Annotated in this window: 21 protein-coding genes and 4 tRNA genes; 16 read left to right on the top strand and 9 right to left on the bottom strand. The window is 59.1% G+C overall.

The window, feature by feature from the left end; translation table 11 throughout:
* Nucleotides 1-77 precede the first annotated feature (77 nt).
* The 6 genes from HX803_RS28690 (at nt 78) to mgtE (ending at nt 3,954) form a co-directional block, all read left to right on the top strand.
* Nucleotides 78-1,319, top strand: a complete 1,242-nt coding sequence (locus HX803_RS28690) for an aspartate kinase (protein ID WP_178925492.1) — start codon at nt 78-80, stop codon at nt 1,317-1,319.
* Between the two features lie 176 nt (nt 1,320-1,495).
* On the top strand, nt 1,496-1,684 hold the full coding sequence (gene csrA, locus HX803_RS28695) for a carbon storage regulator CsrA (RefSeq protein ID WP_003175645.1): 189 nt from the start codon (nt 1,496-1,498) through the stop codon (nt 1,682-1,684).
* Nucleotides 1,685-1,746: 62 nt separating this feature from the next.
* Nucleotides 1,747-1,837: transfer RNA gene (locus HX803_RS28700), tRNA-Ser, on the top strand.
* 108 nt (nt 1,838-1,945) lie between these two features.
* A tRNA-Arg gene (locus HX803_RS28705) sits at nt 1,946-2,022 on the top strand.
* Between the two features lie 72 nt (nt 2,023-2,094).
* Nucleotides 2,095-2,171, top strand: a tRNA-Arg gene (locus HX803_RS28710).
* A 340-nt stretch (nt 2,172-2,511) separates the two neighbouring features.
* Nucleotides 2,512-3,954 (top strand): magnesium transporter, encoded by a 1,443-nt coding sequence (mgtE, locus tag HX803_RS28715; RefSeq protein WP_176997952.1) that lies wholly within the window; start codon nt 2,512-2,514, stop codon nt 3,952-3,954.
* A gap of 165 nt (nt 3,955-4,119) precedes the next feature.
* Here the strand turns inward: mgtE and HX803_RS28720 are convergent, their stop codons facing one another.
* The 3 genes from HX803_RS28720 to HX803_RS28730 form a co-directional block, all read right to left on the bottom strand.
* On the bottom strand, nt 4,120-4,446 hold the full coding sequence (locus HX803_RS28720) for an Arc family DNA-binding protein (RefSeq protein ID WP_024076996.1): 327 nt from the start codon (nt 4,444-4,446) through the stop codon (nt 4,120-4,122).
* Between the two features lie 393 nt (nt 4,447-4,839).
* Nucleotides 4,840-5,019: a PA3371 family protein gene (locus HX803_RS28725; protein ID WP_178925494.1), complete on the bottom strand. Its 180-nt coding sequence runs from the start codon at nt 5,017-5,019 to the stop codon at nt 4,840-4,842.
* Nucleotides 5,020-5,029: 10 nt separating this feature from the next.
* Entirely contained in the window at nt 5,030-5,251 is a 222-nt protein-coding gene (locus HX803_RS28730) for a hypothetical protein (protein WP_178925497.1), read from the bottom strand.
* A gap of 323 nt (nt 5,252-5,574) precedes the next feature.
* Between HX803_RS28730 and HX803_RS28735 the strand changes: the two genes are divergently transcribed.
* Together HX803_RS28735 and HX803_RS28740 are read left to right on the top strand one after the other, a co-directional pair.
* Nucleotides 5,575-5,651 (top strand) — tRNA-Arg (locus tag HX803_RS28735).
* 269 nt (nt 5,652-5,920) lie between these two features.
* Nucleotides 5,921-7,306: an MFS transporter gene (locus HX803_RS28740; RefSeq protein WP_178925499.1), complete on the top strand. Its 1,386-nt coding sequence runs from the start codon at nt 5,921-5,923 to the stop codon at nt 7,304-7,306.
* Nucleotides 7,307-7,365: 59 nt separating this feature from the next.
* Here the strand turns inward: HX803_RS28740 and HX803_RS28745 are convergent, their stop codons facing one another.
* The 4 genes from HX803_RS28745 to flgA form a co-directional block, all read right to left on the bottom strand.
* The gene (locus HX803_RS28745) at nt 7,366-8,115 is read right to left on the bottom strand and encodes a flagellar brake protein (RefSeq protein ID WP_178925508.1); all 750 of its coding nucleotides are present in this window, start codon (nt 8,113-8,115) and stop codon (nt 7,366-7,368) included.
* A 96-nt stretch (nt 8,116-8,211) separates the two neighbouring features.
* Nucleotides 8,212-8,682, bottom strand: coding sequence for a flagella synthesis protein FlgN (locus HX803_RS28750; protein ID WP_176997947.1), 471 nt, complete (start codon nt 8,680-8,682; stop codon nt 8,212-8,214).
* A gap of 48 nt (nt 8,683-8,730) precedes the next feature.
* Complete coding sequence (gene flgM / locus HX803_RS28755; RefSeq protein WP_176997946.1) at nt 8,731-9,054, bottom strand: flagellar biosynthesis anti-sigma factor FlgM; 324 nt, start codon at nt 9,052-9,054, stop codon at nt 8,731-8,733.
* Nucleotides 9,055-9,196: 142 nt separating this feature from the next.
* Nucleotides 9,197-9,961, bottom strand: coding sequence for a flagellar basal body P-ring formation chaperone FlgA (gene flgA / locus HX803_RS28760; protein ID WP_178925510.1), 765 nt, complete (start codon nt 9,959-9,961; stop codon nt 9,197-9,199).
* Nucleotides 9,962-10,041: 80 nt separating this feature from the next.
* On the opposite strand from flgA, the gene HX803_RS28765 reads away from it, so the two are divergent.
* From HX803_RS28765 to flgE, 6 genes are all read left to right on the top strand, one after another.
* Nucleotides 10,042-10,974 carry a chemotaxis protein CheV gene (locus HX803_RS28765; protein WP_178925512.1) on the top strand — a complete coding sequence of 311 codons (933 nt, stop codon included), beginning with the start codon at nt 10,042-10,044 and terminating at the stop codon, nt 10,972-10,974.
* A 42-nt stretch (nt 10,975-11,016) separates the two neighbouring features.
* On the top strand, nt 11,017-11,844 hold the full coding sequence (cheR, locus tag HX803_RS28770; RefSeq protein ID WP_178925514.1) for a protein-glutamate O-methyltransferase CheR: 828 nt from the start codon (nt 11,017-11,019) through the stop codon (nt 11,842-11,844).
* Between the two features lie 307 nt (nt 11,845-12,151).
* Entirely contained in the window at nt 12,152-12,559 is a 408-nt protein-coding gene (flgB, locus tag HX803_RS28775) for a flagellar basal body rod protein FlgB (protein WP_178925516.1), read from the top strand.
* A gap of 3 nt (nt 12,560-12,562) precedes the next feature.
* Complete coding sequence (gene flgC / locus HX803_RS28780) at nt 12,563-13,006, top strand: flagellar basal body rod protein FlgC (RefSeq protein WP_016973698.1); 444 nt, start codon at nt 12,563-12,565, stop codon at nt 13,004-13,006.
* Between the two features lie 16 nt (nt 13,007-13,022).
* Nucleotides 13,023-13,751, top strand: coding sequence for a flagellar hook assembly protein FlgD (flgD, locus tag HX803_RS28785; RefSeq protein ID WP_178925518.1), 729 nt, complete (start codon nt 13,023-13,025; stop codon nt 13,749-13,751).
* A 31-nt stretch (nt 13,752-13,782) separates the two neighbouring features.
* Nucleotides 13,783-15,099: a flagellar hook protein FlgE gene (gene flgE / locus HX803_RS28790; RefSeq protein ID WP_178925520.1), complete on the top strand. Its 1,317-nt coding sequence runs from the start codon at nt 13,783-13,785 to the stop codon at nt 15,097-15,099.
* Nucleotides 15,100-15,427: 328 nt separating this feature from the next.
* On the opposite strand, the gene HX803_RS28795 is transcribed toward flgE, so the two are convergent.
* Nucleotides 15,428-18,325, bottom strand: a complete 2,898-nt coding sequence (locus tag HX803_RS28795; protein ID WP_178925522.1) for a ribonucleoside-diphosphate reductase subunit alpha — start codon at nt 18,323-18,325, stop codon at nt 15,428-15,430.
* 762 nt (nt 18,326-19,087) lie between these two features.
* Here HX803_RS28795 and HX803_RS28800 point away from each other — a divergent pair.
* Complete coding sequence (locus HX803_RS28800; protein ID WP_178925524.1) at nt 19,088-19,804, top strand: response regulator; 717 nt, start codon at nt 19,088-19,090, stop codon at nt 19,802-19,804.
* On the top strand, nt 19,801-21,411 hold the full coding sequence (locus HX803_RS28805) for an ATP-binding protein (RefSeq protein WP_178925526.1): 1,611 nt from the start codon (nt 19,801-19,803) through the stop codon (nt 21,409-21,411). Before HX803_RS28800 ends, HX803_RS28805 begins: the two co-directional genes overlap by 4 nt.
* A gap of 98 nt (nt 21,412-21,509) precedes the next feature.
* On the opposite strand, the gene HX803_RS28810 is transcribed toward HX803_RS28805, so the two are convergent.
* On the bottom strand, nt 21,510-21,944 hold a 435-nt coding region (locus tag HX803_RS28810; protein WP_178925528.1), incomplete at its 5' end, for a 4'-phosphopantetheinyl transferase.

The following is a 21,944-nucleotide window of genomic DNA, read 5'->3' on the forward strand; positions in this document are numbered from 1 at the left end:
GGTCTAGTCATGGGCTCGCTGCGGTGCTGGAAGATTTGTTTATTGGGCGCCCCTTTACGGGCTGAGGCGGCTTAGAAATGGCTTTGATCGTACAGAAATTTGGAGGCACCTCGGTCGGCTCTGTCGAAAGAATCGAGCAGGTCGCCGACAAGGTTAAGAAATTCCGCGATGCCGGCGACGACCTGGTGGTGGTGCTGTCGGCCATGAGCGGTGAGACCAATCGCCTGATCGACCTGGCCAAGGCAATCAGCGGTGATCAACAGCCGCTGCCGCGTGAGCTGGATGTGATCGTGTCGACCGGTGAGCAGGTGACCATTGCCCTGTTGGCCATGGCGCTGAACAAGCGTGGCGTGCCCGCGGTGTCCTACACTGGCAGCCAGGTACGTATCCTGACCGACAGTGCGCACACCAAGGCGCGCATCCTGCAGATCGACGATCAGAAGATTCGTGCGGACCTGAAGGAAGGTCGAGTGGTCGTTGTCGCCGGTTTCCAGGGCGTTGACGAGCAAGGCAATATCACCACCCTCGGGCGTGGCGGTTCGGACACCACTGGCGTAGCGTTGGCAGCGGCCCTGAAGGCCGATGAATGCCAGATCTACACCGATGTCGACGGCGTCTACACCACTGACCCGCGTGTGGTGTCCGTGGCCCAGCGCCTGGACAAGATCACCTTTGAAGAGATGCTGGAAATGGCCAGCCTCGGTTCCAAGGTGCTGCAGATTCGCGCGGTGGAGTTCGCCGGCAAGTACAACGTTCCGCTGCGCGTATTGCACAGCTTCAAAGAGGGTCCGGGCACCCTCATTACTATTGATGAAGAGGAATCCATGGAACAGCCGATCATTTCCGGCATCGCTTTCAACCGCGATGAAGCCAAGCTGACGATCCGTGGCGTGCCAGACACCCCGGGCGTGGCCTTCAAGATCCTGGGCCCTATCAGTGGCGCGAACATTGAAGTCGACATGATCGTGCAGAACGTTTCGCACGATAACACCACCGATTTCACTTTCACCGTGCACCGCAACGAGTACGATGCGGCGGAGCGGATCCTGCAGAACACCGCGCGCGAGATCGGCGCACGTGAAGTGGTCGGCGACACCAAGATTGCCAAGGTGTCGATCGTGGGTGTGGGCATGCGTTCCCATGCCGGCGTTGCCAGCCGCATGTTCGAGGCCCTGGCCAAGGAAAGCATCAACATCCAGATGATCTCCACGTCTGAGATCAAGGTCTCGGTGGTGATCGAAGAGAAGTATCTGGAGTTGGCTGTGCGCGCCTTGCACACCGCTTTTGAGCTCGACGCTCCGGCCCGACAGGGCGAGTGATGCAGTGCCAGGAAGGCGCGGTTTACCGCGCCTTTCCTTTTTTTGTGGGGCGCATGTTCTTTTGCGTGGGCTCGACAATACTTAGGCGGGTAGGGCTATGACCTTTTTGGTTGTAGGTCGAAGGCCTTTTTTTTGCAGACTGTTGTTCCTGAACTGAAATGCGTGAGGAGAAAGGTATGCTGATTCTGACTCGTCGGTGCGCAGAAAGCCTGATTATCGGTGATGGCGAAATCACCGTGACCGTGCTCGGCGTCAAAGGCAATCAAGTACGTATCGGGGTTAATGCTCCGAAAGAGGTAGCGGTCCACCGCGAGGAAATCTACCTGCGGATCAAGAAAGAGAAGGACGAAGAACCAAGCCTTTAATTTTTATCGTTTTTTATGTTTGCAAACGGGGATGAACGTGGTTAATATACGCCCCGTGTTGCGGAGAGCTGGCCGAGTGGCCGAAGGCGCTCCCCTGCTAAGGGAGTACACCTCAAAAGGGTGTCGGGGGTTCGAATCCCCCGTTCTCCGCCATTATTTGCTTAGTACGTTGCAATCTGGTTTTTTCGCTAAGTTGTTGAAATTAAACGAAAAAATAGCTTTACATAGAGATTGAACGGCCTATAATGCGCGGCAACAAATGCACTCGTAGCTCAGCTGGATAGAGTACTCGGCTACGAACCGAGCGGTCACAGGTTCGAATCCTGTCGAGTGCACCATTTAAGAGTTAGTTGCAGCGATGCAGGTAGCTTGGCTTCAACCAGTTGTGATCTGGTCTAAAAACACAAACTGCACTCGTAGCTCAGCTGGATAGAGTACTCGGCTACGAACCGAGCGGTCACAGGTTCGAATCCTGTCGAGTGCACCATACAAACAAAAAGCCCGCCGAGTGCGGGCTTTTTGCCGTCTGGGGTTTGTGTAGGATTTCATCTTTTTCTCCTGCCTTCATGTGTTTTCCTTCTCCGCTACGTCGTCGCAGTTCATAGATGCAGCCGATGCTCAGCTTTGGCTCGCAAGCGCTTGTTCTTTCCAGTTTTTTGACGTTAAAAGCGCGCGCAGCGTGTATCATTGCGCCCGTCAGCCCCGCCGGGGCTTGTGGAATACCTCCATGGACTTACCCAGTAGTTACTCAGTACCCCGCTTTACCAATCATGAATTGACTGATTGATCCTTCCGGCGTGCCCCGCTGCTGGGAGTGGAGTTCGCCTATGACCGAAGTAGAAGTAAAGAAAACACAAGAAAGCCTGCAGGATCGTCTGGCTCAAGTCATCGAGCTGCTGCAGCGCCAGCGCGTGGTCGAAGACCTCACGCACCGCCAGGAAGGTCCGAACCACGACCGCGTCGAAAACCTGGTCCATCGGCAAAACCTCGTCGAGCTGCAACGCAAGCTTGATGACCTGCACTCCGCCGACGTCGCCTACATTCTTGAAGCCTTGCCGCTTGATGATCGACTGACTCTCTGGCAGTTGGTCAAGGCGGACCGCGACGGCGACATCCTCCTCGAAGTATCCGATTCGGTTCGCGAAACCCTGATCGCCGACATGGACGATCACGAGCTCCTGGCTGCCGCCAAGGAGATGGACGCCGACGAACTGGCAGACTTGGCCCCTGAGCTGCCGCGTGACGTTGTCCATGAGCTGATGGAGGCCCTCGACGGCCAGCAGCGTGAGCGCGTGCGTTCCGCCTTGTCTTACGACGAGGATCAGGTTGGCGCCCTGATGGACTTCGAGATGGTCACCATCCGTGAAGACGTCAGTCTGGAAGTGGTTCTGCGCTACCTGCGCCGCCTCAAGGAGCTGCCGGGGCACACCGATAAGCTGTTCGTGGTCGATTACGAAGGTATCCTCAAGGGTGTGCTGCCGATCAAGCGTCTGCTGGTCAATGACCCCGAGAAGAAAGTGGCGGATGTCATGGCCAGTGATCCGGTGAGTTTCCACCCGGACGAAGACGCCTATGATGCCGCCCAGGCCTTCGAGCGTTATGACTTGATTTCGGCCCCGGTGGTCGACAAGAACGGCAAGCTGATCGGCCGACTGACCATCGACGAAATGGTCGACCTGATTCGTGAAGAGAGCGAAACCGAAGTCCTCAACATGGCGGGTCTGCGTGAGGAGGAAGATATCTTCGCCTCGGTCTGGCGCTCGCTGCGTAACCGTTGGGCGTGGCTGGCGATCAACCTGATCACGGCGTTCATCGCGTCTCGGGTCATCGGCTTGTTCGAAGGCTCGATCGAGAAATTGGTGGCCCTGGCGGCGCTGATGCCGATTGTGGCCGGTATTGGGGGTAACTCGGGTAACCAGACCATCACCATGATCGTGCGGGCCATGGCCCTGGACCAGGTGAACACCGGCAATACATCACGCCTGATGCGCAAGGAGTTGGCGGTTGCGTTGATCAATGGCGTGGTGTGGGGCGGGGTGATCGGTATCGTGGCCTACTTGCTGTACGGCAGTTGGTCGCTTGGCGTCGTCATGACCGCCGCCATGACGCTCAACCTGCTGCTGGCCGCATTGATGGGGGTGTTGATCCCCATGACCCTGGCGCGCCTTGGGCGCGACCCTGCAATGGGTGCCAGCGTGATGATCACGGCCATGACCGACAGTGGCGGCTTCTTCATCTTCCTGGGCCTGGCCACGATCTTCCTGCTTTGATCCCTCAAGGCAAACCAGCTCCCCGTAGGAGCTGGCTTGCCAGCGATCGCATCCCTTCGGTCTAACTGACAGCCCACGTCGCCCGGATCGCCGGCAAGCCGGCTCCTACAAAAAAACGCGCAAAAAAAAGCCAGCACATGGCTGGCTTCGGCTTTCAGTTGCAGATCAGTCGGCTTCTGCGGCCGCTTCAACGTCGTGCGCAATAAGCGAGACGAGAGCATTTTGCTGGCGGTGGGAGAGCTGACGAAAACGCTGCAGCAGTTCGCGTTCGTGCAGTGACAGCTCGGGGCTGTCCAGGCGCATGCTCAACTCTTCGCCCAACGCACCTTCCTGAATGAGGCTCTGTTCCAGGCGCGCGATGATTTCGGAGTTCATGCTGCGGTGATGATTGCGAGCCACCTCGGCAATGCGTTCCCGCATTCCGTCTGGCAGACGTACGACGAACTTGTCAGCCGTACGGCTGGAATAAATTGCCTGTTTCAATGGGCGCATATATTTAACCGGTTAGTTCAGGGGAGCGGTTTTTGGAATTGGCCGCAAGATGAGTGTTAAGACAAGACTCACGACCAAAGTTCAACCCGAATTGCAAAGAGGCCGCATCATGCCTCAGATTTGACAGTTCCTTGGCGTCAATTCTGTGACAAATATTGAACTGCCTAAAGGCTTTATGCCAGCACTGATTTGCATTTTTGCGGACTGGTTGGAAAACTTTTCCACGAGTGATTCCGCAAGGGAACTTCCCGTAAGTCCAGGCCACCACAGGGTTTGAGGCCGCACATCCTATAGCAATATGGCCTTTTGCCCTTAATTTTAAGACTAGTGGCAATTTGCCGATTTACTAGGGCTAGGCGACATAAGGTAGCGGTGGGGGGGCTGCAGGAGGTGTCAGCGCAACACCGGGTCAAATTTGAATCGGCGGCCAACGATGAGCGATAGCACCAGCAGGCTGGCAAATACCCCGGTAGCGATGAATGCAGTGGTCTGCCCGTCCTGGGCGGATGTGTTCAGGCCAAAAATGCCTGCGCCGAGGGTCAGGCACAGCAACAGCCAGGCAGGTTTGTTCATGGCCGCCACCTCAGAAAATCCAGTGTTCGGAGGCAGGTGTCGCCTGGGTATTCACGCGAATCGGTGATTGCGCACCGGGCGTCATCACAGCCAGTTGTGGGCGCTGTTGCAGGTGATGAGGCACCGCCTGGCTGATTTGCTCTGCGTCTTCGGAGTGGGCGGATTGGAAATGAAACATGACCAGTGCCGCCAAGGCTGCAGCATTAAGGGTCAACAGAAGGGCGCTGTTCATGTTCTTGTGCTCCGCAGTGGCTGGGCCGGATGAGTTTTGTAGGATATGTGTTGCAGGCCTCGTGCCAACCTTTTAAGTTAATAAAATCAAATGGTTAGGCGTAATTTAAAGTGCGGGCTCGTTGCATTTTGCAAGACGGGCAATTCGCAGGATTGCATTTTGCACGATGCCGCCAAGTGCCCGGCATTGCTGGGTGAAACGTGGATCTATTGGCTAAGGTGCGGCCTACACTCAAAAAGCCTACGGACGACATGACAAACGCCAACCTGGCCGTTAACATGCACGCCGTCCGTCGCCGCCCGCTTGGCAGGCGCCTGTCATTTGTCCCAGTAGCTCAATTGGATAGAGCATCCCCCTCCTAAGGGGAAGGTTGGCCGTTCGAACCGGCCCTGGGACACCAGATTCAAAGCCCCGCTCAGACTGTTCTGGCGGGGCTTTTTTGTGGGCGGGTGCCCACATCGCGTCGAACCTTGCGGGCGATCAGGGTTCACAGCCAATGCGCTATGTATTTGTTGCAACCGGTGTACCTCCCGGGCGATCAAGCAGCGTCTGAGCTATTAAGCAAAAAATTCCCCGGAAACAGCCGATACCGCCTGTCCGGATCCGGCAACCCCGGACTATCATGCCGATAGCCCTGTCTCTCACTGCAAGGAGCCGCTCGGAACGCCGATGCGCCAGATCTGGAAATCTTTTCGAGCCCTTTATTTCGCCTCCTTGATGATGCTGATCGGCTCCGGCCTGCTCAGCACTTACCTGGCCCTGCGCCTGGCCGCCGACCATGTCGACAGCCTGTGGGTGGGTGCGTTGATGGCCGCCAACTACTTTGGCCTGGTGCTGGGCGGCAAGATCGGGCACCGCCTGATCGCCCGGGTCGGGCATATTCGCGCCTACGCCACCTGTGCCGGCATCGTCGGTGCGGCGGTGCTCGGCCACGGGTTGATCAACTGGCTGCCGGCCTGGATCGTGCTGCGTACGATCGTGGGTTTGGGGATGATGTGCCAGTACATGGTCATTGAAAGCTGGCTCAACGAGCAGGCAGACGCCAAGCAACGTGGCGTAGTGTTCAGTGGCTACATGATTGCGTCCTACCTGGGCCTGGTGTTGGGGCAATTGATTCTGGTCATGCACCCCCAGCTTGGACTTGAACTGCTGATGCTGGTCGCGGTGTGCTTTGCCCTGTGCCTGGTGCCGGTGGCCATGACTCGACGCATCCACCCCGCGCCGCTGCACCCGGCGCCGATGGAGCCGCGTTTCTTCATTAAACGGGTACCGCAGTCACTGAGTACGGTGCTGGGAGCAGGGGTGATCGTGGGTTCGTTCTACGGTTTGGCGCCGCTCTATGCGTCACAGCAAGGGCTGACGACCGAACAGGTCGGCCTGTTCATGGGCTGCTGTATTTTTGCCGGCCTGCTGGTGCAGTGGCCGTTGGGCTGGTTGTCGGACCGCTATGACCGGGCTTTGCTGATTCGCTGCTTTGCGTTGTGCCTCGCGGTGGCGGCATTGCCCCTGGCGATCCTGTCGCAGGTGCCGCTGGAGGTATTGTTCGTCGCCGGTTTCCTGTGTTCGCTGGTGCAGTTCTGCCTGTACCCGCTGGCCGTGGCGTTTTCCAATGACCACGTCGAAGGTGATCGCCGGGTGTCGCTGACCGCCATGTTGCTGGTGACCTACGGCATTGGCGCCAGCATCGGGCCGCTGCTGGCGGGTGTGGCGATGAAGCTGTTTGGCAGTCACATGCTCTATGCGTTCTTCAGCCTGTGTGCGTTGATCCTGGTGTGGCGTATCCGGCCGAAGGCGGTGACCAACTTGCATCAGGTGGACGACGCGCCGCTGCACCACGTGGCGATGCCTGACAGCATGTCCAGCTCGCCCCTGGTGGCTTGCCTTGACCCACGGGTGGACGAGGCGGTGGTGCAGGAACAGATGCAGGCCACGCCCGTGGATCCCGCGCCCGAAACCGATCCGGCGCCGGTGGTGGATGAGTCCGTTGTCGAAGGGCCGCCGCCGCTTCTGGACCCGGATGACCACCCTCACGACCTGAGCCGCGCGCGGCCCTGAAAGCAAAAACGGGCAGATCCCATCAGGATCTGCCCGTTTTTTATTGCGCTCGAAAAAGCTTAGAAGTCGTCGTCTTTATCGAAACGACGCGCTTCGCGCTGCAACTGGTACACGAAGCGCTCAACCTGGCGCTGCACCAGGCCGCTCATGTTGTGGAAACGCACGCCGGCAAAGGTGGTGTTGATCTTCTCTTCAAAGTGCAGGTAACGCAGCTCTACTGAGGTGGTCATGCTGCCAAAGGGCAGGGCCGCGATAAAGCGATCGTAGACCTGGCCCAGTTGCAGACGCTCGGAGATATCACCCTCAAAGCGCAGTTTGCAGCCGGTGGCGGAAATGTCGAGCAACTTGCCGCTGATCGGCGCCTTGAGCTTCTCGCCACCCAATTCGATATTGACCAGTTGGGCCAGCTTCAATGCGGCGCGGAAGGCATTGCGGCGCTGATGGTAGACCACCTCGTCGGGCATACTGCCGGTGTAGATGCGATGGCCGTCTTTTTCGCTGACGGTCAGGGTGCCCTTGCTTTCCCAGGCAACACGCACGCCGTCATGGAAACCCTCGATGCGGAACGGTTCGCCATTTTCGAGGTGGCGCTCACCGTCGCGCGGGATCATTTCGTCCAGGGCCAGCGTCCCGCTGTCCCGGTCAACGTCCACCAGGTAGCTTTGGAAGCGCTGGCTGCGTTCATGGAAAGTGATGATCAACGGATCATGGCTTTCTTGCAGCATCCGCAAAGTGCCGGCGATTTCCAGAGGCGTGGTGAGGACCTTGGGTGGCTGCGGGGCATCTTCCGCATTGAGGGCGTTGAACACGGTTCTTCCATCTCCAGACAAAATACGACTTCACGCAAGAACAGGCATTTTGCCAGCATGTAGCGCGCCTTGGATAGGGCGCGCTGAAAACCGGCGTCAGGCTTGGCTGCGAGTGCTTGGCTTGACCAGGCGCGAGGTGGAGCCTTGGGCGTTGTAGAGGGCCGGAGGCTCTCCGCCGTGGAGTATACGCAACTGGTTGGCGGTCGTGGCTTGCTGAAGCTGGATCGACTGACCGTTGAGCAGGTTGGCTTCCTGGCACTGGGCGAGCAATAGATTGAGGGCGTTGCTCTGTGCCAGCAGTTGGTCGCCGACCGAGGAGTGACTGGCCAGCTGTGCGAGGCCGTCGTGATCAGCCGGCAGGCCCAGGCTGATGAGAATCTGGCTGCGCTTCTTGCCATGCTGTTCCAGCAGCACAATCAGCGACTGCTTGCGTGCGAGGATTTCCTCCAGCAAGCGCATGTCCCGGCCGTACAAGGCCAGGGACTCTTCTTTGAGCAGCTCGAGCAAATGTTGCGTCGGCGCCAGATCGTCAATGATCAGTTGAAGCAAATGTTCGTCGTGGTGCATGGCTGGCCTTGGGTTTTAAGCGTCCAAAAGCCCTGCGCAGGCCTTTGCCTAGCGCTCGGCTTCGAAGTTAAGCAGCTTGCTGGCTACACGGTTGCTGTCGACTTTATAGCTGCCATCGGCGATCGCCTGTTTCAACTCGGCCACACGGGCTTTGTTGACTACCGGTTGATCGCGCAGCGAGTCAGTGACCTTCTGCAACTGTTGAGCCTCATTGCTCAGGTGTACCGATTCCCCGCTTTGGCTGGCACCGGCCTGCTCTGCCTTGGCGGGCAGGGGCTGGGACTTGGCATCTACGCTGTCCTTGGCACCGCTGGTGCGCGTAGAACCGGGCAAAGCCTGGGCGTTATTCAAACGGCTGAAATCAATGACCATAATAAAAAAACCTCTGGGTATTTGGACGCTTGCCATGTTTTCGGCCATACCCGGACAAACTTTAGGCTCGATTGACAATAAACCTGTTTGCGCGAACGTCTGGCGCACAGTGTAGGAAAAGCTGGCGTCCGATACCAGTGATCTATAAAGCCACCTCGACTTGACCGGGGGCTGTCACCCGCGCCTTGATCACGCGGTTGGAATTCAGGTTTTTCACGCGGATCTGCTCGCTCATGCCGCCGTTGGACAGCGCCTCCCCGGGCATTTTCACGTTCAGCGCGCCGCTGCTGGCAGAGATCACCACCTGATCGCCCTTGCGCACAACCTCGGCCTGCTCCAGATGCACCAGGGTTATCACTTGGTCAGTGACCATTGGTCGGGTCAATTTCTGCCCGATGGCCTGGTCCAGCGAAGTCAGGTAGCCCTGGTTGATCAGGCTGATATCCCGTTCACGTAGGGCGACGTCCTGGTCACCAATGATGCCGGTGCGCTTGAGCGGGCGGGTCACAACCACCACGTCACGGAACAGCTTGACCTGCGCCGGCACGAACACCGTCCAGGGCGAGGCACCTTCACAGCGTACTTTTACCGTCACGCGGCCAATCGGCTGGGCCGGGCTTTCCAGGGTGGCTGTCAATTCCTTGTCGCACGCCGGCATGCGCAGGCGGGGGTCCAGCTGGTTGACCTGGATTTCGTAGCGTCCGGGCGTCTGGGTGGTCGCCAGATAATCTTCTACAGTGAACTCAAGAAAGCCTTGGGTGACGCCGATAAGTAGATCAGGCAAGGTGACGTTATCTGCGCGGGCCGTGGCCCCTGTGCCCACGGCAAGCAATGCCAGCGACGCGCAGAGCAGGCTACGTAGTCGTTGGGGAGCAAGGCGTCGGGAAACTGTCGTTTTAAGGTTCATGACCAATAAAAAGCAAAGCTCGTGCCGTTTAATGTTGGGTACGCGTCGTACCCCTTAGGTTTTAGCGTAGGAGTCTGGGCATGGCAGGTGTAATGGATTCAGTAAACCAGCGCACACAGCTGGTAGGGCAGAATCGCCTGGAGTTGTTGCTTTTTCGCCTGGACGGCAAGCAGCTATATGGCATCAACGTGTTCAAGGTGCGGGAAGTGCTGCAGTGTCCCAAGCTGACGATCATGCCCAAGTCCAGCCCGGTGGTGTGTGGCGTTGCCAACATCCGCGGGGCGACGATCCCGATTCTTGACCTGGCCATGGCCACCGGTTCTGCCGGTTTGCAGGACCGTGAGAGCCCGTTCGTGATCATCACCGAGTACAACACCAAGACCCAGGGCTTCCTGGTGCGCTCGGTGGAGCGCATCGTCAACATGAACTGGGAAGAGATCCATCCGCCGCCCAAGGGCACCGGCCGCGATCACTACCTCACGGCGGTGACGCGGGTCGACAACCAGTTGGTGGAAATCATCGACGTGGAGAAGATCCTCGCCGAAGTGGCGCCGACCTCGGAGAACATCTCGGTGGGTGTGGTCGATGCCGAAACCGCGCACAAGGCTGTATCGCTGCGGGTGTTGACCGTGGATGACTCCTCCGTGGCGCGCAAACAGGTCACTCGTTGCCTGCAAACCGTCGGGGTGGAAGTGGTCGCGCTCAACGACGGCCGCCAGGCCCTGGATTACCTGCGCACGCTGGTGGATGAGGGCAAGAAGCCCGAAGAAGAATTCCTGATGATGATTTCCGACATCGAGATGCCGGAAATGGACGGCTACACCCTCACGGCCGAGATACGCAACGATCCGCGCATGCAAAAACTACATATCATCCTGCATACTTCGTTGTCGGGTGTATTCAATCAGGCGATGGTCAAGAAGGTCGGCGCCGATGACTTCCTGGCCAAATTCCGCCCTGATGACCTGGCATCCCGGGTAGTCGACCGGATCAAGGCAGCAGATCACGGCTAGGGGATTTCCCCTGGCGGTCACACGATTTAAGAGGCGGTATCATTGTCTACGGGTAATTTGGATTTCGAACAGTTCCGGGTCTTCCTGGAAAAAGCCTGTGGCATATTGCTCGGTGAAAACAAGCAGTACCTGGTATCCAGCCGTCTCAACAAACTGATGGAACAGCAGGGCATCAAGTCGTTGGGTGAGCTGGTCCAGCGCATCCAGGGTCAACCGCGCAGCGGGCTCAAGGAGATGGTGGTCGATGCCATGACCACCAACGAAACCCTGTGGTTTCGGGATACCTACCCCTTCGAGGTGCTCAAGAGCAAAGTGCTGCCCGAAGCCATCAAGGCCAGCCCGGGCCAGCGCCTGCGCATCTGGTCGGCGGCGTGCTCCTCGGGGCAGGAACCGTACTCGATCTCGATGGCTATCGACGAGTTCGAACGGACCAACATGGGCCAATTGAAGGCCGGTGCGCAAATCGTTGCCACCGATCTGTCCGGCACCATGCTCACCAACTGCAAGACCGGCGAGTACGACAGCCTGGCCCTGGGCCGTGGTTTGTCCCAGGAACGCCTGCAGCGTTACTTTGACCCGAAAGGGGCAGGGCGCTGGGCGGTCAAGGCGCCGATCAAGAACCGGGTGGAGTTCCGCTCGTTCAACCTGCTCGACAGCTACGCCAGCCTGGGCAAGTTCGACATGGTGTTCTGCCGCAACGTGCTGATCTACTTCTCGGCCGAAGTGAAGAAAGACATCCTGTTGCGCATCCACGGCACGCTCAAGCGTGGCGGCTATCTGTTCCTTGGTGCTTCCGAAGCGCTGAACGGTCTGCCGGATCATTACCAGATGGTGCAGTGCAGCCCGGGGATCATCTACCAGGCCAAGTAAGAGTTACGCGGTTAACAATGTGGGAGCGGGCTTGCTCACGAATGCGGTTTGTCAGTCAGATATAAATTGACTGACCTGCCGCATTCGCGAGCAAGCCCGCTCCCACATTTGTTTTGCGGCAAGGTAAATGAAGGCGGCAACTCACCATTGCCGCTTTACTGGCGCCACGCGGAAACCCGTTGCCGCTTTTCTGGCATTGCCACCGGCAAACCCCTCGCAAACCCTTGAGTTACGGCCTTTTCGTTAATTGGCATGCGCCTTGCTATAACCCAGTTACGAAAAGCAGGTCAGCCTAAAGGTTTCCGCCATGAGCATCAGCTTCGATAAAGCGCTCGGTATCCACGAACAAGCCCTGGGCTTCCGCGCCCAGCGTGCTGAAGTCTTGGCCAACAACATTGCCAACGCCGACACCCCGAACTACAAGGCTCGGGATTTGGACTTCTCCGCCGTGCTCGCTGCACAGCAGGACAAGACCAAGAACGGCACCTTCGCCTTGAACGTGACCAATACCCGTCACATTGAAGCGCAAGGCCTGGGCAATGGTGACGAGTCGCTGCTGTATCGCACGCCGATGCAGCCGTCGATCGACCAGAACACCGTCGACGCCCAGCTGGAGCAATCGGCCTACGCCGAGAACTCGGTGAACTTCCAGGCCAGCTTCACCCTGCTCAACAGTAAATTCAAAGGGCTGATGTCAGCCCTGCGTGGAGAGTAAGCCATGTCCCTAGCCAGTGTTTTCAATATTGCCGGCAGTGGCATGAGCGCGCAGACCACGCGTTTGAACACCGTCGCCAGTAACATCGCCAACGCCGAGACCGTGTCTTCGAGCATTGACCAGACCTACCGCGCCCGTCACCCGGTGTTCGCCACCATGTTCCAGGGCGGCCAGAGCGGCGGCAGCGATTCGCTGTTCCAGAACCAGGATGCCGCCGGCCAAGGCGTGCAGGTGCTCGGCGTGGTTGAAGACCAGAGCAACCTGGAAGCCCGCTACGAGCCGAACCACCCGGCCGCGAACGAAAAAGGCTACGTGTACTACCCGAACGTCAACGTGGTCGAGGAGATGGCTGACATGATCTCTGCCAGCCGCTCGTTCCAGACCAACGCGGAAATGATGAACACCGCCAAAACCATGATGCAGAAGGTCCTGACCCTGGGTCAGTGATAAGGGGCGCCAAATAATGGCCATTGTTGATACCACTTCTACCAACACGGCGGTTCAGGACCTTTTCAACTCGAAGGTCAAGTCCGCGACAGACAACAGCAGCGTCGGTGATGCTTCCAAGGCGGCGACGGGCAACCAGTCGCTGGGCAAGGACGCATTCCTGCAACTGCTGGTGACCCAGCTCAAAAACCAGAACCCGCTGTCGCCTCAGGACAACGGCGCGTTCGTGGCGCAACTGGCGCAGTTCAGCAGCCTGGAAGGGATCAACACCCTGAACGATTCGGTGAACGCGATCTCCAGCAACTTCAGCTCGTCGCAAGCGCTGCAAGCGTCGTCGCTGGTGGGGCGTTCGATCATCACCCAGACCGACAAGGCCATGGTTGATACCAGCAAGAGCATGACCGGTTCGGTGGCGGTGACGGCGGCGACGGGTAACGTCTCCGTGAAGATCACCGACAAGGACGGCAACGTGGTGCGCACCATCGACATGGGTGCCCAGAGCGCTGGCGATGCGAGCTTTATCTGGGATGGCAAGAACGACAAGGGCGAAGTCGCCCCTGCCGGTACCTACACCTTTGCCGCCACCACGAAGAACGACAAGGGTGACTCGGTTGCCTTGGCCACTTCGCTGCCGGCAACCGTTACCAGCGTGACGCTGAGCAAGACCGGCGGCGAAATGCTGTTGAACCTTGCAGGCGGCATGGGCAGCGTCAAGCTGTCGCAAATTCAGACTATCGGTACATAGAGCCGGCTAAATACGGCAGAAGGAGAGAAACATGTCTTTTAACATCGGCCTGAGCGGCCTCTATGCGGCCAACAAACAACTGGACGTGACCGGCAACAACATCGCCAACGTCGCGACCACGGGCTTCAAGTCGTCCCGTGCGGAATTCGCGGACATCTACGCGGCCTCCAAACTGGGCACCGGCCAGAACAGCATCGGCAACGGTGTGAACCTGGCGGCTGTGTCCCAGCAGTTCACCCAGGGTGACGTGAACAACAGCGGCGGCATCCTGGACATGGCGATCCAGGGCGGCGGCTTCTTCGTGCAGAAGGCCAGCGACGGTTCGCTGGAATACACCCGTAGTGGTGCCTTCCGTGCCGACAAAGACGGCTACATCACCAACAACACCGGCACCTCGCGCCTGCAAGGCTACGCGGCGGACGCCGATGGCAATATCATCAAGGGCGGCCTGACCGACCTGCAACTGAACCTGTCGAACCTGCCGCCGAAGGCGTCCACCAAGGTGGATTCCACCAGTAACCTGAACTCTTCAGAAGCGGTGATCAACCAGACGACCAAGCCGTTTGACCCAAGCGACACCAGTACTTTCACCACCCAATACAGCACCACCTTGTACGACAACCAAGGTAACGCTCACCCGATGGTGCAGTACCTGGTCAAGACCGACAGCAACGTCTGGAAATCCTACACGCTGATCGATGGCCGTAACCCGGACGGCACACTGCCAACGGGCACAGGCGCAGGCACTGCGCCACCTGCTGCGACGACGCTGACCTTTGATGGTTCCGGCAAGCTCACCAGTGTTGCTGGGACAGGCGTGACCGGTAATACCCTGACCATCACCGGCTGGGTGCCGGGTACCGTGACCAACGGTGTGTGGAAGGCAAACGGTGCGACTGCCAACCCTACCGGCATCGCGATCAACATGGGCAACATCACCCAATACAACTCGGCCACCTACCGCAACCCGCCGACCACCGACGGTTATGCGACTGGCCAGATCACCGGCCTGAAAATCGACGGCAGCGGCGTACTGTTCGCCACGTTCAGCAACCAGCAGAGCAAGGCCATCGGCCAGATCTCCCTGGCCAGCTTCAACAACGAACAAGGCCTGCAGCCAGCGGGCGGCACCACCTGGAGAGAGACCTTTGCATCGGGCCAGCCGGGTTACGACACTCCGCAAGCCGGCACCCTGGGTTCGATCGTGGCCAACTCCCTGGAGAACTCCAACGTTAACCTGACCAACGAGCTGGTGGACCTGATCAAGGCCCAGAGCAACTATCAGGCAAACGCCAAGACCATCTCCACCCAGAGCACCATCATGCAGACCATCATTCAGATGACCTGATGAGTTAACGCTCCACAAAAAAGCCCCTCACTCGAGGGGCTTTTTTGTGGCGGCTATATTCATAGCCGACATCGGCGACCTTGTAGTGAGCGGGCTTGCCCCGCGCTGGGGGGCGAAGCCGCCCTAAACCCAAGCACCTCGGTCTTTGCGAAACACCACGGCGCTCTGGTTGGGGCGGCTTCGCCGCCCAGCGCGGGGCAAGCCCGCTCACTACAGGTGGACCTCTGCCCGGAAGAGATAATCGCCAGGCAAAAGAAAACCCCGGCAAACCCAGGGGGGCTTGGCGGGGGTTCTTAGATAGGCGCCTTTACGCGCCTACCGGCTCAGCTTATTGGCAAGCTTCGCAATCCGGCTCGTCGATCGCGCAGGCCTTAGGCACAGGGGCCGGACCGGCTGGAGCGGCGAGAACCGAGTCGTCACCGTGGTTGCCGCCGCTGGAAACAGCGTTCAGCTTACCGGTGTTGATGGTCGACTTCTCGGTGCTGGTCGCAGCCAGGGCACGGAGGTAGTAAGTGGTTTTCAGGCCACGGTACCACGCCATGCGGTAGGTCACGTCCAGCTTCTTGCCCGAAGCGCCGGCGATGTACAGGTTCAGGGACTGGGCCTGGTCGATCCACTTCTGACGACGGCTGGCGGCGTCAACGATCCACTTGGTGTCCACTTCGAAGGCGGTCGCGTAGAGCTCTTTGAGTTCTTGCGGGATGCGCTCGATCTGCTGCACGGAACCGTCGTAGTACTTCAGGTCGTTGATCATGACCGAGTCCCACAGGCCACGGGCTTTCAGGTCGCGAACCAGGTACGGGTTGATCACGGTGAATTCGCCCGACAGGTTCGATTTCACATACAGGTTCTGGTAGGTCGGTTCGATCGACTGCGACACGCCGGTGATGTTGGCGATGGTGGCGGTCGGTGCGATGGCCATGATGTTGGAGTTACGAATGCCTTTCTGCACACGGGCACGTACCGGTGCCCAGTCCAGGGATTCGTTCAGGTCAACGTCGATGTACTTCTGGCCACGGGCTTCGATCAGGATCTGTTGCGAATCCAGCGGCAGGATGCCTTTGGACCACAGCGAACCCTGGAACGTCTCGTAGGCGCCGCGCTCGTCGGCCAGGTCGCAGGACGCCTGGATCGCGTAGTAGCTGACCGCTTCCATGGACTTGTCGGCGAACTCGACCGCAGCATCCGAACCGTAAGGAATGTGCTGCAGGTACAGCGCGTCCTGGAAGCCCATGATGCCCAGGCCAACCGGACGGTGCTTGAAGTTGGAGTTCTGCGCCTGTGGCACCGAGTAGTAGTTGATGTCGATCACGTTATCGAGCATGCGAACCGCGGTGTTGACGGTGCGTTGCAGCTTGGCGGTGTCCAACTGGCCGTTGACGATGTGGTTCGGCAGGTTGATCGAGCCCAGGTTGCAAACGGCGATTTCGTCCTTGTTGGTGTTCAAGGTGATCTCGGTGCACAGGTTCGAGCTGTGGACCACGCCCACGTGCTGCTGCGGGCTGCGCAGGTTGCACGGGTCCTTGAAGGTCAGCCATGGGTGGCCGGTTTCAAACAGCATGGACAGCATTTTGCGCCACAGGTCTTTGGCCTGGATGGTCTTGAACAGCTTGACCTTGCCTGGGTACTCGGTGAGGGCTTCGTAGTACTCGTAGCGCTCTTCGAAGGCTTTACCGGTCAGGTCGTGCAGGTCCGGCACTTCGGATGGCGAGAACAGGGTCCACTTGCCGTCATCGAAGACACGCTTCATGAACAGGTCAGGGATCCAGTTGGCGGTGTTCATGTCGTGGGTACGACGACGATCATCACCGGTGTTCTTGCGCAGCTCGATGAACTCTTCGATGTCCATGTGCCAGGTTTCCAGGTAAGCACACACCGCGCCTTTGCGCTTGCCACCCTGGTTCACGGCTACAGCAGTGTCGTTCACCACTTTCAGGAACGGTACAACGCCCTGGGACTTGCCGTTGGTGCCCTTGATGTACGAACCCAGTGCGCGCACCGGTGTCCAGTCGTTGCCCAGGCCGCCGGCGAATTTGGACAACATGGCGTTGTCGTGGATCGCGTGGTAGATGCCCGACAGGTCATCCGGCACGGTGGTCAGGTAGCAGCTCGACAGCTGTGGACGCAGGGTGCCGGCGTTGAACAGGGTCGGGGTCGACGACATGTAGTCGAAGGACGACAGCAGGTTGTAGAACTCGATCGCACGGTCTTCTTTCTGCTTCTCTTCGATCGCCAGGCCCATGGCCACGCGCATGAAGAACACTTGCGGCAGTTCGAAGCGGATACCGTCCTTGTGGATGAAGTAACGGTCGTACAGGGTTTGCAGGCCCAGGTAGGTGAACTGCTGGTCGCGCTCGTGGTTGATGGCCTTGCCCAGTTTTTCCAGGTCGAAGGTGGCCAGGACCGGGTTCAGCAATTCGAATTCGATACCCTTGGCGATGTAGGCCGGCAGGGCCTTGGCGTACAGGTCAGCCATCTCGTGGTGAGTGGCGCTGTCGGCGACTTTCAGGAAGCCCAGGCCTTCGGCACGCAGGGTGTCCATCAGCAGGCGCGCGGTCACGAACGAGTAGTTCGGCTCGCGTTCAACCAGGGTACGGGCGGTCATCACCAGGGCGGTGTTGACGTCGGTCAGGGCCACGCCGTCGTACAGGTTCTTCAGGGTTTCGCGCTGGATCAGGTCACCGTCGACTTCTTCCAGGCCTTCGCAGGCCTCGGTGATGATGGTGTTCAGGCGGCCCAGGTCCAGCGGAGCAAAGCTGCCGTCGGCCAGGGTGATGCGGATCGATGGGTGAGCTTGTACGGCAGCTTCTTCGGCCGGGGAGCGCACGGCACGTTCCTTGGCGCGCGAGTCGCGGTAGATCACGTAGTCGCGGGCTACTTTCTGCTCGCCGGCACGCATCAGGGCCAGTTCGACCTGGTCCTGGATTTCTTCGATGTGGATGGTGCCGCCCGACGGCATGCGACGCTTGAAGGTCGCGGTGACTTGTTCGGTCAGGCGGGCAACGGTGTCGTGGATGCGCGACGAGGCAGCAGCGGTGCCACCTTCAACTGCAAGAAACGCTTTGGTGATGGCGACGGTGATTTTGTCATCGGTGTAAGGAACGACAGTGCCGTTACGCTTGATCACTCGCAATTGGCCGGGTGCGGTGGCGGACAGATCCAGGTTCGAATCGGCGGCCTGCGGCACGGAGCCTTGCGGGTTCTCGCGAGTTGTGTCGGTTTGCATGGGGGGTTGTCTCCACATTCTATATTTATTTGGGCACCATCACGGTGCCCACCGTTCCGTCCTGAAGCACTTACAACAGGCCAAGGGCCTGGCATAACAACTTCGGGACAGGAGGAAGGGAGCTGTTCGCGCCGCTTCCATGCCGAAGTCTTCGGTTCGGGGCTGAAAAGCCCTTGACCGTATTCCTGGTGGGTGACAGTTGCCCGCTTCAAGCACTGCAACACCCGTACCGTTTTCTGCCCGTTGGGCTGGAAAACGCTTGCCATCCGCGTGCGCGGTTTGGGCTTTCAAAAAATGCTTTGGTTCAACCAAACGGGCGCAAGAAACCTCTTGAATTTCTTGTCTGATCTGTGTTTGGTTTTTCGCTTAAAACCCTACATGTAGGGTTTTTTTAGCGCCGAGGTACAAGATAATGCGTTTTCGGGGGCTTAGCAACGCACTACCTGTGGATAACGCTGTGGGTAAAATGTGTATGAAACGTGGAACACCCGTGTAGGCCGCACTACTGCTGGATTCGGCCGTTTGTCACTGAATATTCCAAGGTAAAAACAGCCGGTTGGATTTTTGAGGGCGCGAACCCTATCACAAAAAAACGCGATCACCGAATGGATTTCCAGGCTTGTGTCAGGGGGCTGGCCCGTGGCTACAATCGACATCCTTTATGCCCTCAAAACATTACAAATAAGGTAGGCCGGGCGAAGATCAAGCCTGTGGGAGTTCGCTTCCACACGAAAGAATCTCTTATAAAAACAAGGAGCCCCCGTGGAGCAAGAAGCCTGGCAAATACTGATCGTCGAGGACGACGAGCGACTGGCCGAGTTGACCCGGGATTACCTGGAGAGCAACGGCCTGCGCGTTTCGGTGGAAAGTGACGGGGCGCGGGCGGCGGCACGCATCGTCGCCGAACAGCCGGACCTGGTGATCCTCGACCTGATGCTGCCCGGGGAAGATGGCTTGAGCATCTGCCGCAAGGTGCGCGAACGCTACGACGGGGTGATCCTGATGCTGACCGCGCGCACCGACGACATGGACCAGGTCCTCGGCCTGGACATGGGCGCCGACGACTACGTGTGCAAACCTGTGCGCCCACGCCTGTTGCTGGCGCGTATCCAGGCTTTGCTGCGGCGCAGCGAACCGGCCAGCGTGGAAAACCAGCGCCGCCTGCAATTCGGCCCGTTGGTGGTGGACAACGCCCTGCGCGAAGCCTGGTTGCATGAAGGCGGTATCGAATTGACCAGCGCCGAATTCGACCTGTTGTGGCTGCTGGTGGCGAATGCCGGGCGCATCCTCTCCCGCGAAGAAATCTTCATCGCCCTGCGTGGCATTGGCTATGACGGCCAGGACCGCTCCATTGATGTGCGTATCTCGCGTATCCGGCCCAAGATCGGCGACGACCCGATCCATCCACGCTTGATCAAGACCATCCGCAGCAAAGGCTACCTGTTCGTCCCCGAAGCCGCCGCTGACCTGTCGCTGTGAACTCGATCTTCCTGCGCATCTATGGCGGCATGTGCGCCGCGCTGATCCTGGTGGCACTGCTCGGTGTGCTGGCCTTGCACCTGCTCAACGAGGTGCGCAGCGGCCAGTACCGCGAGCGCCTGGCCCACGGCACCTTTGCCTTGATGGGCGACAACCTGCAACCCATGAGCGCCATCGAACGCCAGCGCGCCTTGGCGGTGTGGGAGCGCTTGCTGGGGATTCCTCTGGAATTGCGCCCCCTGGCCGATGCGCAACTGGACCTGAGCCAGCGCAGTCGCCTGCAACGTGGACAGGTGCTGGTGGAGCAGACCGGGCCTCATGCGGCGCGGGTATTGCGTCTGGTCAGCGAGGGGGAACAATGGGTGCTCACCGGTGAAGTGCAGCAAATCAGCGAGCAACTGGCCCGCGCCACTATTTACTTGCTGGCTGACGAATTGGTGCGCTTTCCCGTCGCCGAGCAGCCGCAAAAGCTGGCGGACATAAAAGAGGCCAAAGGCTTTGGTTTTGACATGCACCTCATGACCCCGGATGAGGCCGACATGGACGACGACCAGCGTCGCCGCGTATCGGAGGGCGATACGGTGATGGCCCTGGGCAAGGGCGGCGATTCGATCCGCGTGTTTGCCGGCATGGTCGGCACGCCGTGGGTGCTGGAGATCGGCCCGCTGTACCAGATGAACCCGTACCCGCCGCAATGGTTGATCCTGATCGCGCTGATCAGCCTGACCCTGATTGGCCTGATCGTCTATTTACTGGTGCGTCAGCTCGAACGGCGCCTCAGGGGCTTGGAGGCGGCGGCCACCCGCATTGCCAAGGGCAACCTGGAAGTACGCGTACCGGCCCGGGGCGCTGATTCGGTAGGGCGCCTGGCGGCAGCCTTTAATGGCATGGCCGAGCATTTGCAGCAATTGCTGGCGATCCAGCGCGAATTGGTGCGCGCGGTGTCCCACGAGTTGCGCACACCGGTAGCCCGCCTGCGCTTCGGCCTGGAGATGGTCGGCGACGCCACCACCGCCGAAGCGCGGCGCAAATACCTGGAAGGCATGGACAGCGATATCCAGGACCTCGATGGCCTGGTGGATGAAATGCTCACCTATGCCCGCCTGGAGCAGGGGGCGCCGGAGCTGAATTTCCAGCGCGTCGACCTCAGCGCGTTGCTTGATCAGGTGATCGGCGAATTATCGCCACTGCGTCCGCAGGTCAGGGTGAGTCGCGGTATCTGCCTGTCATCGGCGCATTGGGATGACGCGTGGGTCGACGCCGAACCGCGTTACCTGCACCGCGCCTTGCAGAACCTGGTGAGCAACGCCATGCGTCATGCCCAGGGCCAGGTGTTGATCAGTTACCAGGTGGGCCAGGTGCGTTGCCGCATCGATGTGGAAGACGACGGCCCCGGCGTGCCGGAAAGCGCGTGGGAGCGCATCTTCACGCCGTTCCTGCGCCTGGACGACAGCCGCACGCGGGCCTCTGGCGGGCACGGGCTGGGCCTGTCGATTGTGCGGCGGATCATTTATTGGCATGGCGGAAGGGCGTTGATAGGCAAGAGCAACAATTTGGGTGGGGCGTGCTTCAGCCTGAGTTGGCCGCGGGATCAGGATAAAACTTGATACTGCTTTCGCGAGCAAGCCCGCTCCCACATTCGACCGAGTTCCAGCGTTGGAATGCAGTCAACTGTGGGAGCGGGCTTGCTCGCGAAAGCACTCTATCAGGCGCCAACAGCCACCAAACTCAACAACTGCTCCCCGTCCACCGCAAACTGCCCCACCAATTCCTTGCCATGGCACCATTCTTCGGACAAGTCCGTCAGTAGCCGCAACCGCACCCGGCCATCCTCCGACCACTCCACCACCTCGGCATGCTCAAAGTAAAAGCGTTTCTGCACGATAGGGTAGAGCGCCTTGAACAAACTCTCCTTTACTGAAAACGTCAGTGTCACCCCTAAAGCAATCTGCTCACGCGGCACGGTGGCCATGCGTTGCAGCTCATCAACCGTGAGGATTTCCCCGGCCAGGCGCTCCGCCCGTTCCAGGCTCAGCACATTCTCCAGGTCCATCCCCAGCCCGCGCCACTGCGCCTTGTGCCCGACAATCGCTGCCGCATGCCCGGTGCTGTGGGTGATGGAGCCGCTGATATGCGCCGG

Origin of the sequence: Pseudomonas sp. P7548 (assembly GCF_013386585.1) — a bacterium.
GTDB lineage: Bacteria > Pseudomonadota > Gammaproteobacteria > Pseudomonadales > Pseudomonadaceae > Aquipseudomonas.

What these genes read in the sequence shown, in the direction of transcription:
- flgA (WP_178925510.1), bottom strand. Translation starts at nt 9,961, where the DNA reads ATGAACCTTAAAACGACAGTTTCCCGACGCCTTGCTCCCCAACGACTA.
- flgM (WP_176997946.1), bottom strand. Translation starts at nt 9,054, where the DNA reads ATGGTCATTGATTTCAGCCGTTTGAATAACGCCCAGGCTTTGCCCGGT.
- HX803_RS28750 (WP_176997947.1), bottom strand. Translation starts at nt 8,682, where the DNA reads ATGCACCACGACGAACATTTGCTTCAACTGATCATTGACGATCTGGCG.
- flgC (WP_016973698.1), top strand. Translation starts at nt 12,563, where the DNA reads ATGTCCCTAGCCAGTGTTTTCAATATTGCCGGCAGTGGCATGAGCGCG.
- HX803_RS28740 (WP_178925499.1), top strand. Translation starts at nt 5,921, where the DNA reads ATGCGCCAGATCTGGAAATCTTTTCGAGCCCTTTATTTCGCCTCCTTG.
- HX803_RS28795 (WP_178925522.1), bottom strand. Translation starts at nt 18,325, where the DNA reads ATGCAAACCGACACAACTCGCGAGAACCCGCAAGGCTCCGTGCCGCAG.
- HX803_RS28720 (WP_024076996.1), bottom strand. Translation starts at nt 4,446, where the DNA reads ATGCGCCCATTGAAACAGGCAATTTATTCCAGCCGTACGGCTGACAAG.
- flgB (WP_178925516.1), top strand. Translation starts at nt 12,152, where the DNA reads ATGAGCATCAGCTTCGATAAAGCGCTCGGTATCCACGAACAAGCCCTG.
- HX803_RS28730 (WP_178925497.1), bottom strand. Translation starts at nt 5,251, where the DNA reads ATGAACAGCGCCCTTCTGTTGACCCTTAATGCTGCAGCCTTGGCGGCA.
- HX803_RS28690 (WP_178925492.1), top strand. Translation starts at nt 78, where the DNA reads ATGGCTTTGATCGTACAGAAATTTGGAGGCACCTCGGTCGGCTCTGTC.
- HX803_RS28765 (WP_178925512.1), top strand. Translation starts at nt 10,042, where the DNA reads ATGGCAGGTGTAATGGATTCAGTAAACCAGCGCACACAGCTGGTAGGG.
- csrA (WP_003175645.1), top strand. Translation starts at nt 1,496, where the DNA reads ATGCTGATTCTGACTCGTCGGTGCGCAGAAAGCCTGATTATCGGTGAT.
- flgE (WP_178925520.1), top strand. Translation starts at nt 13,783, where the DNA reads ATGTCTTTTAACATCGGCCTGAGCGGCCTCTATGCGGCCAACAAACAA.
- mgtE (WP_176997952.1), top strand. Translation starts at nt 2,512, where the DNA reads ATGACCGAAGTAGAAGTAAAGAAAACACAAGAAAGCCTGCAGGATCGT.
- HX803_RS28725 (WP_178925494.1), bottom strand. Translation starts at nt 5,019, where the DNA reads ATGAACAAACCTGCCTGGCTGTTGCTGTGCCTGACCCTCGGCGCAGGC.
- flgD (WP_178925518.1), top strand. Translation starts at nt 13,023, where the DNA reads ATGGCCATTGTTGATACCACTTCTACCAACACGGCGGTTCAGGACCTT.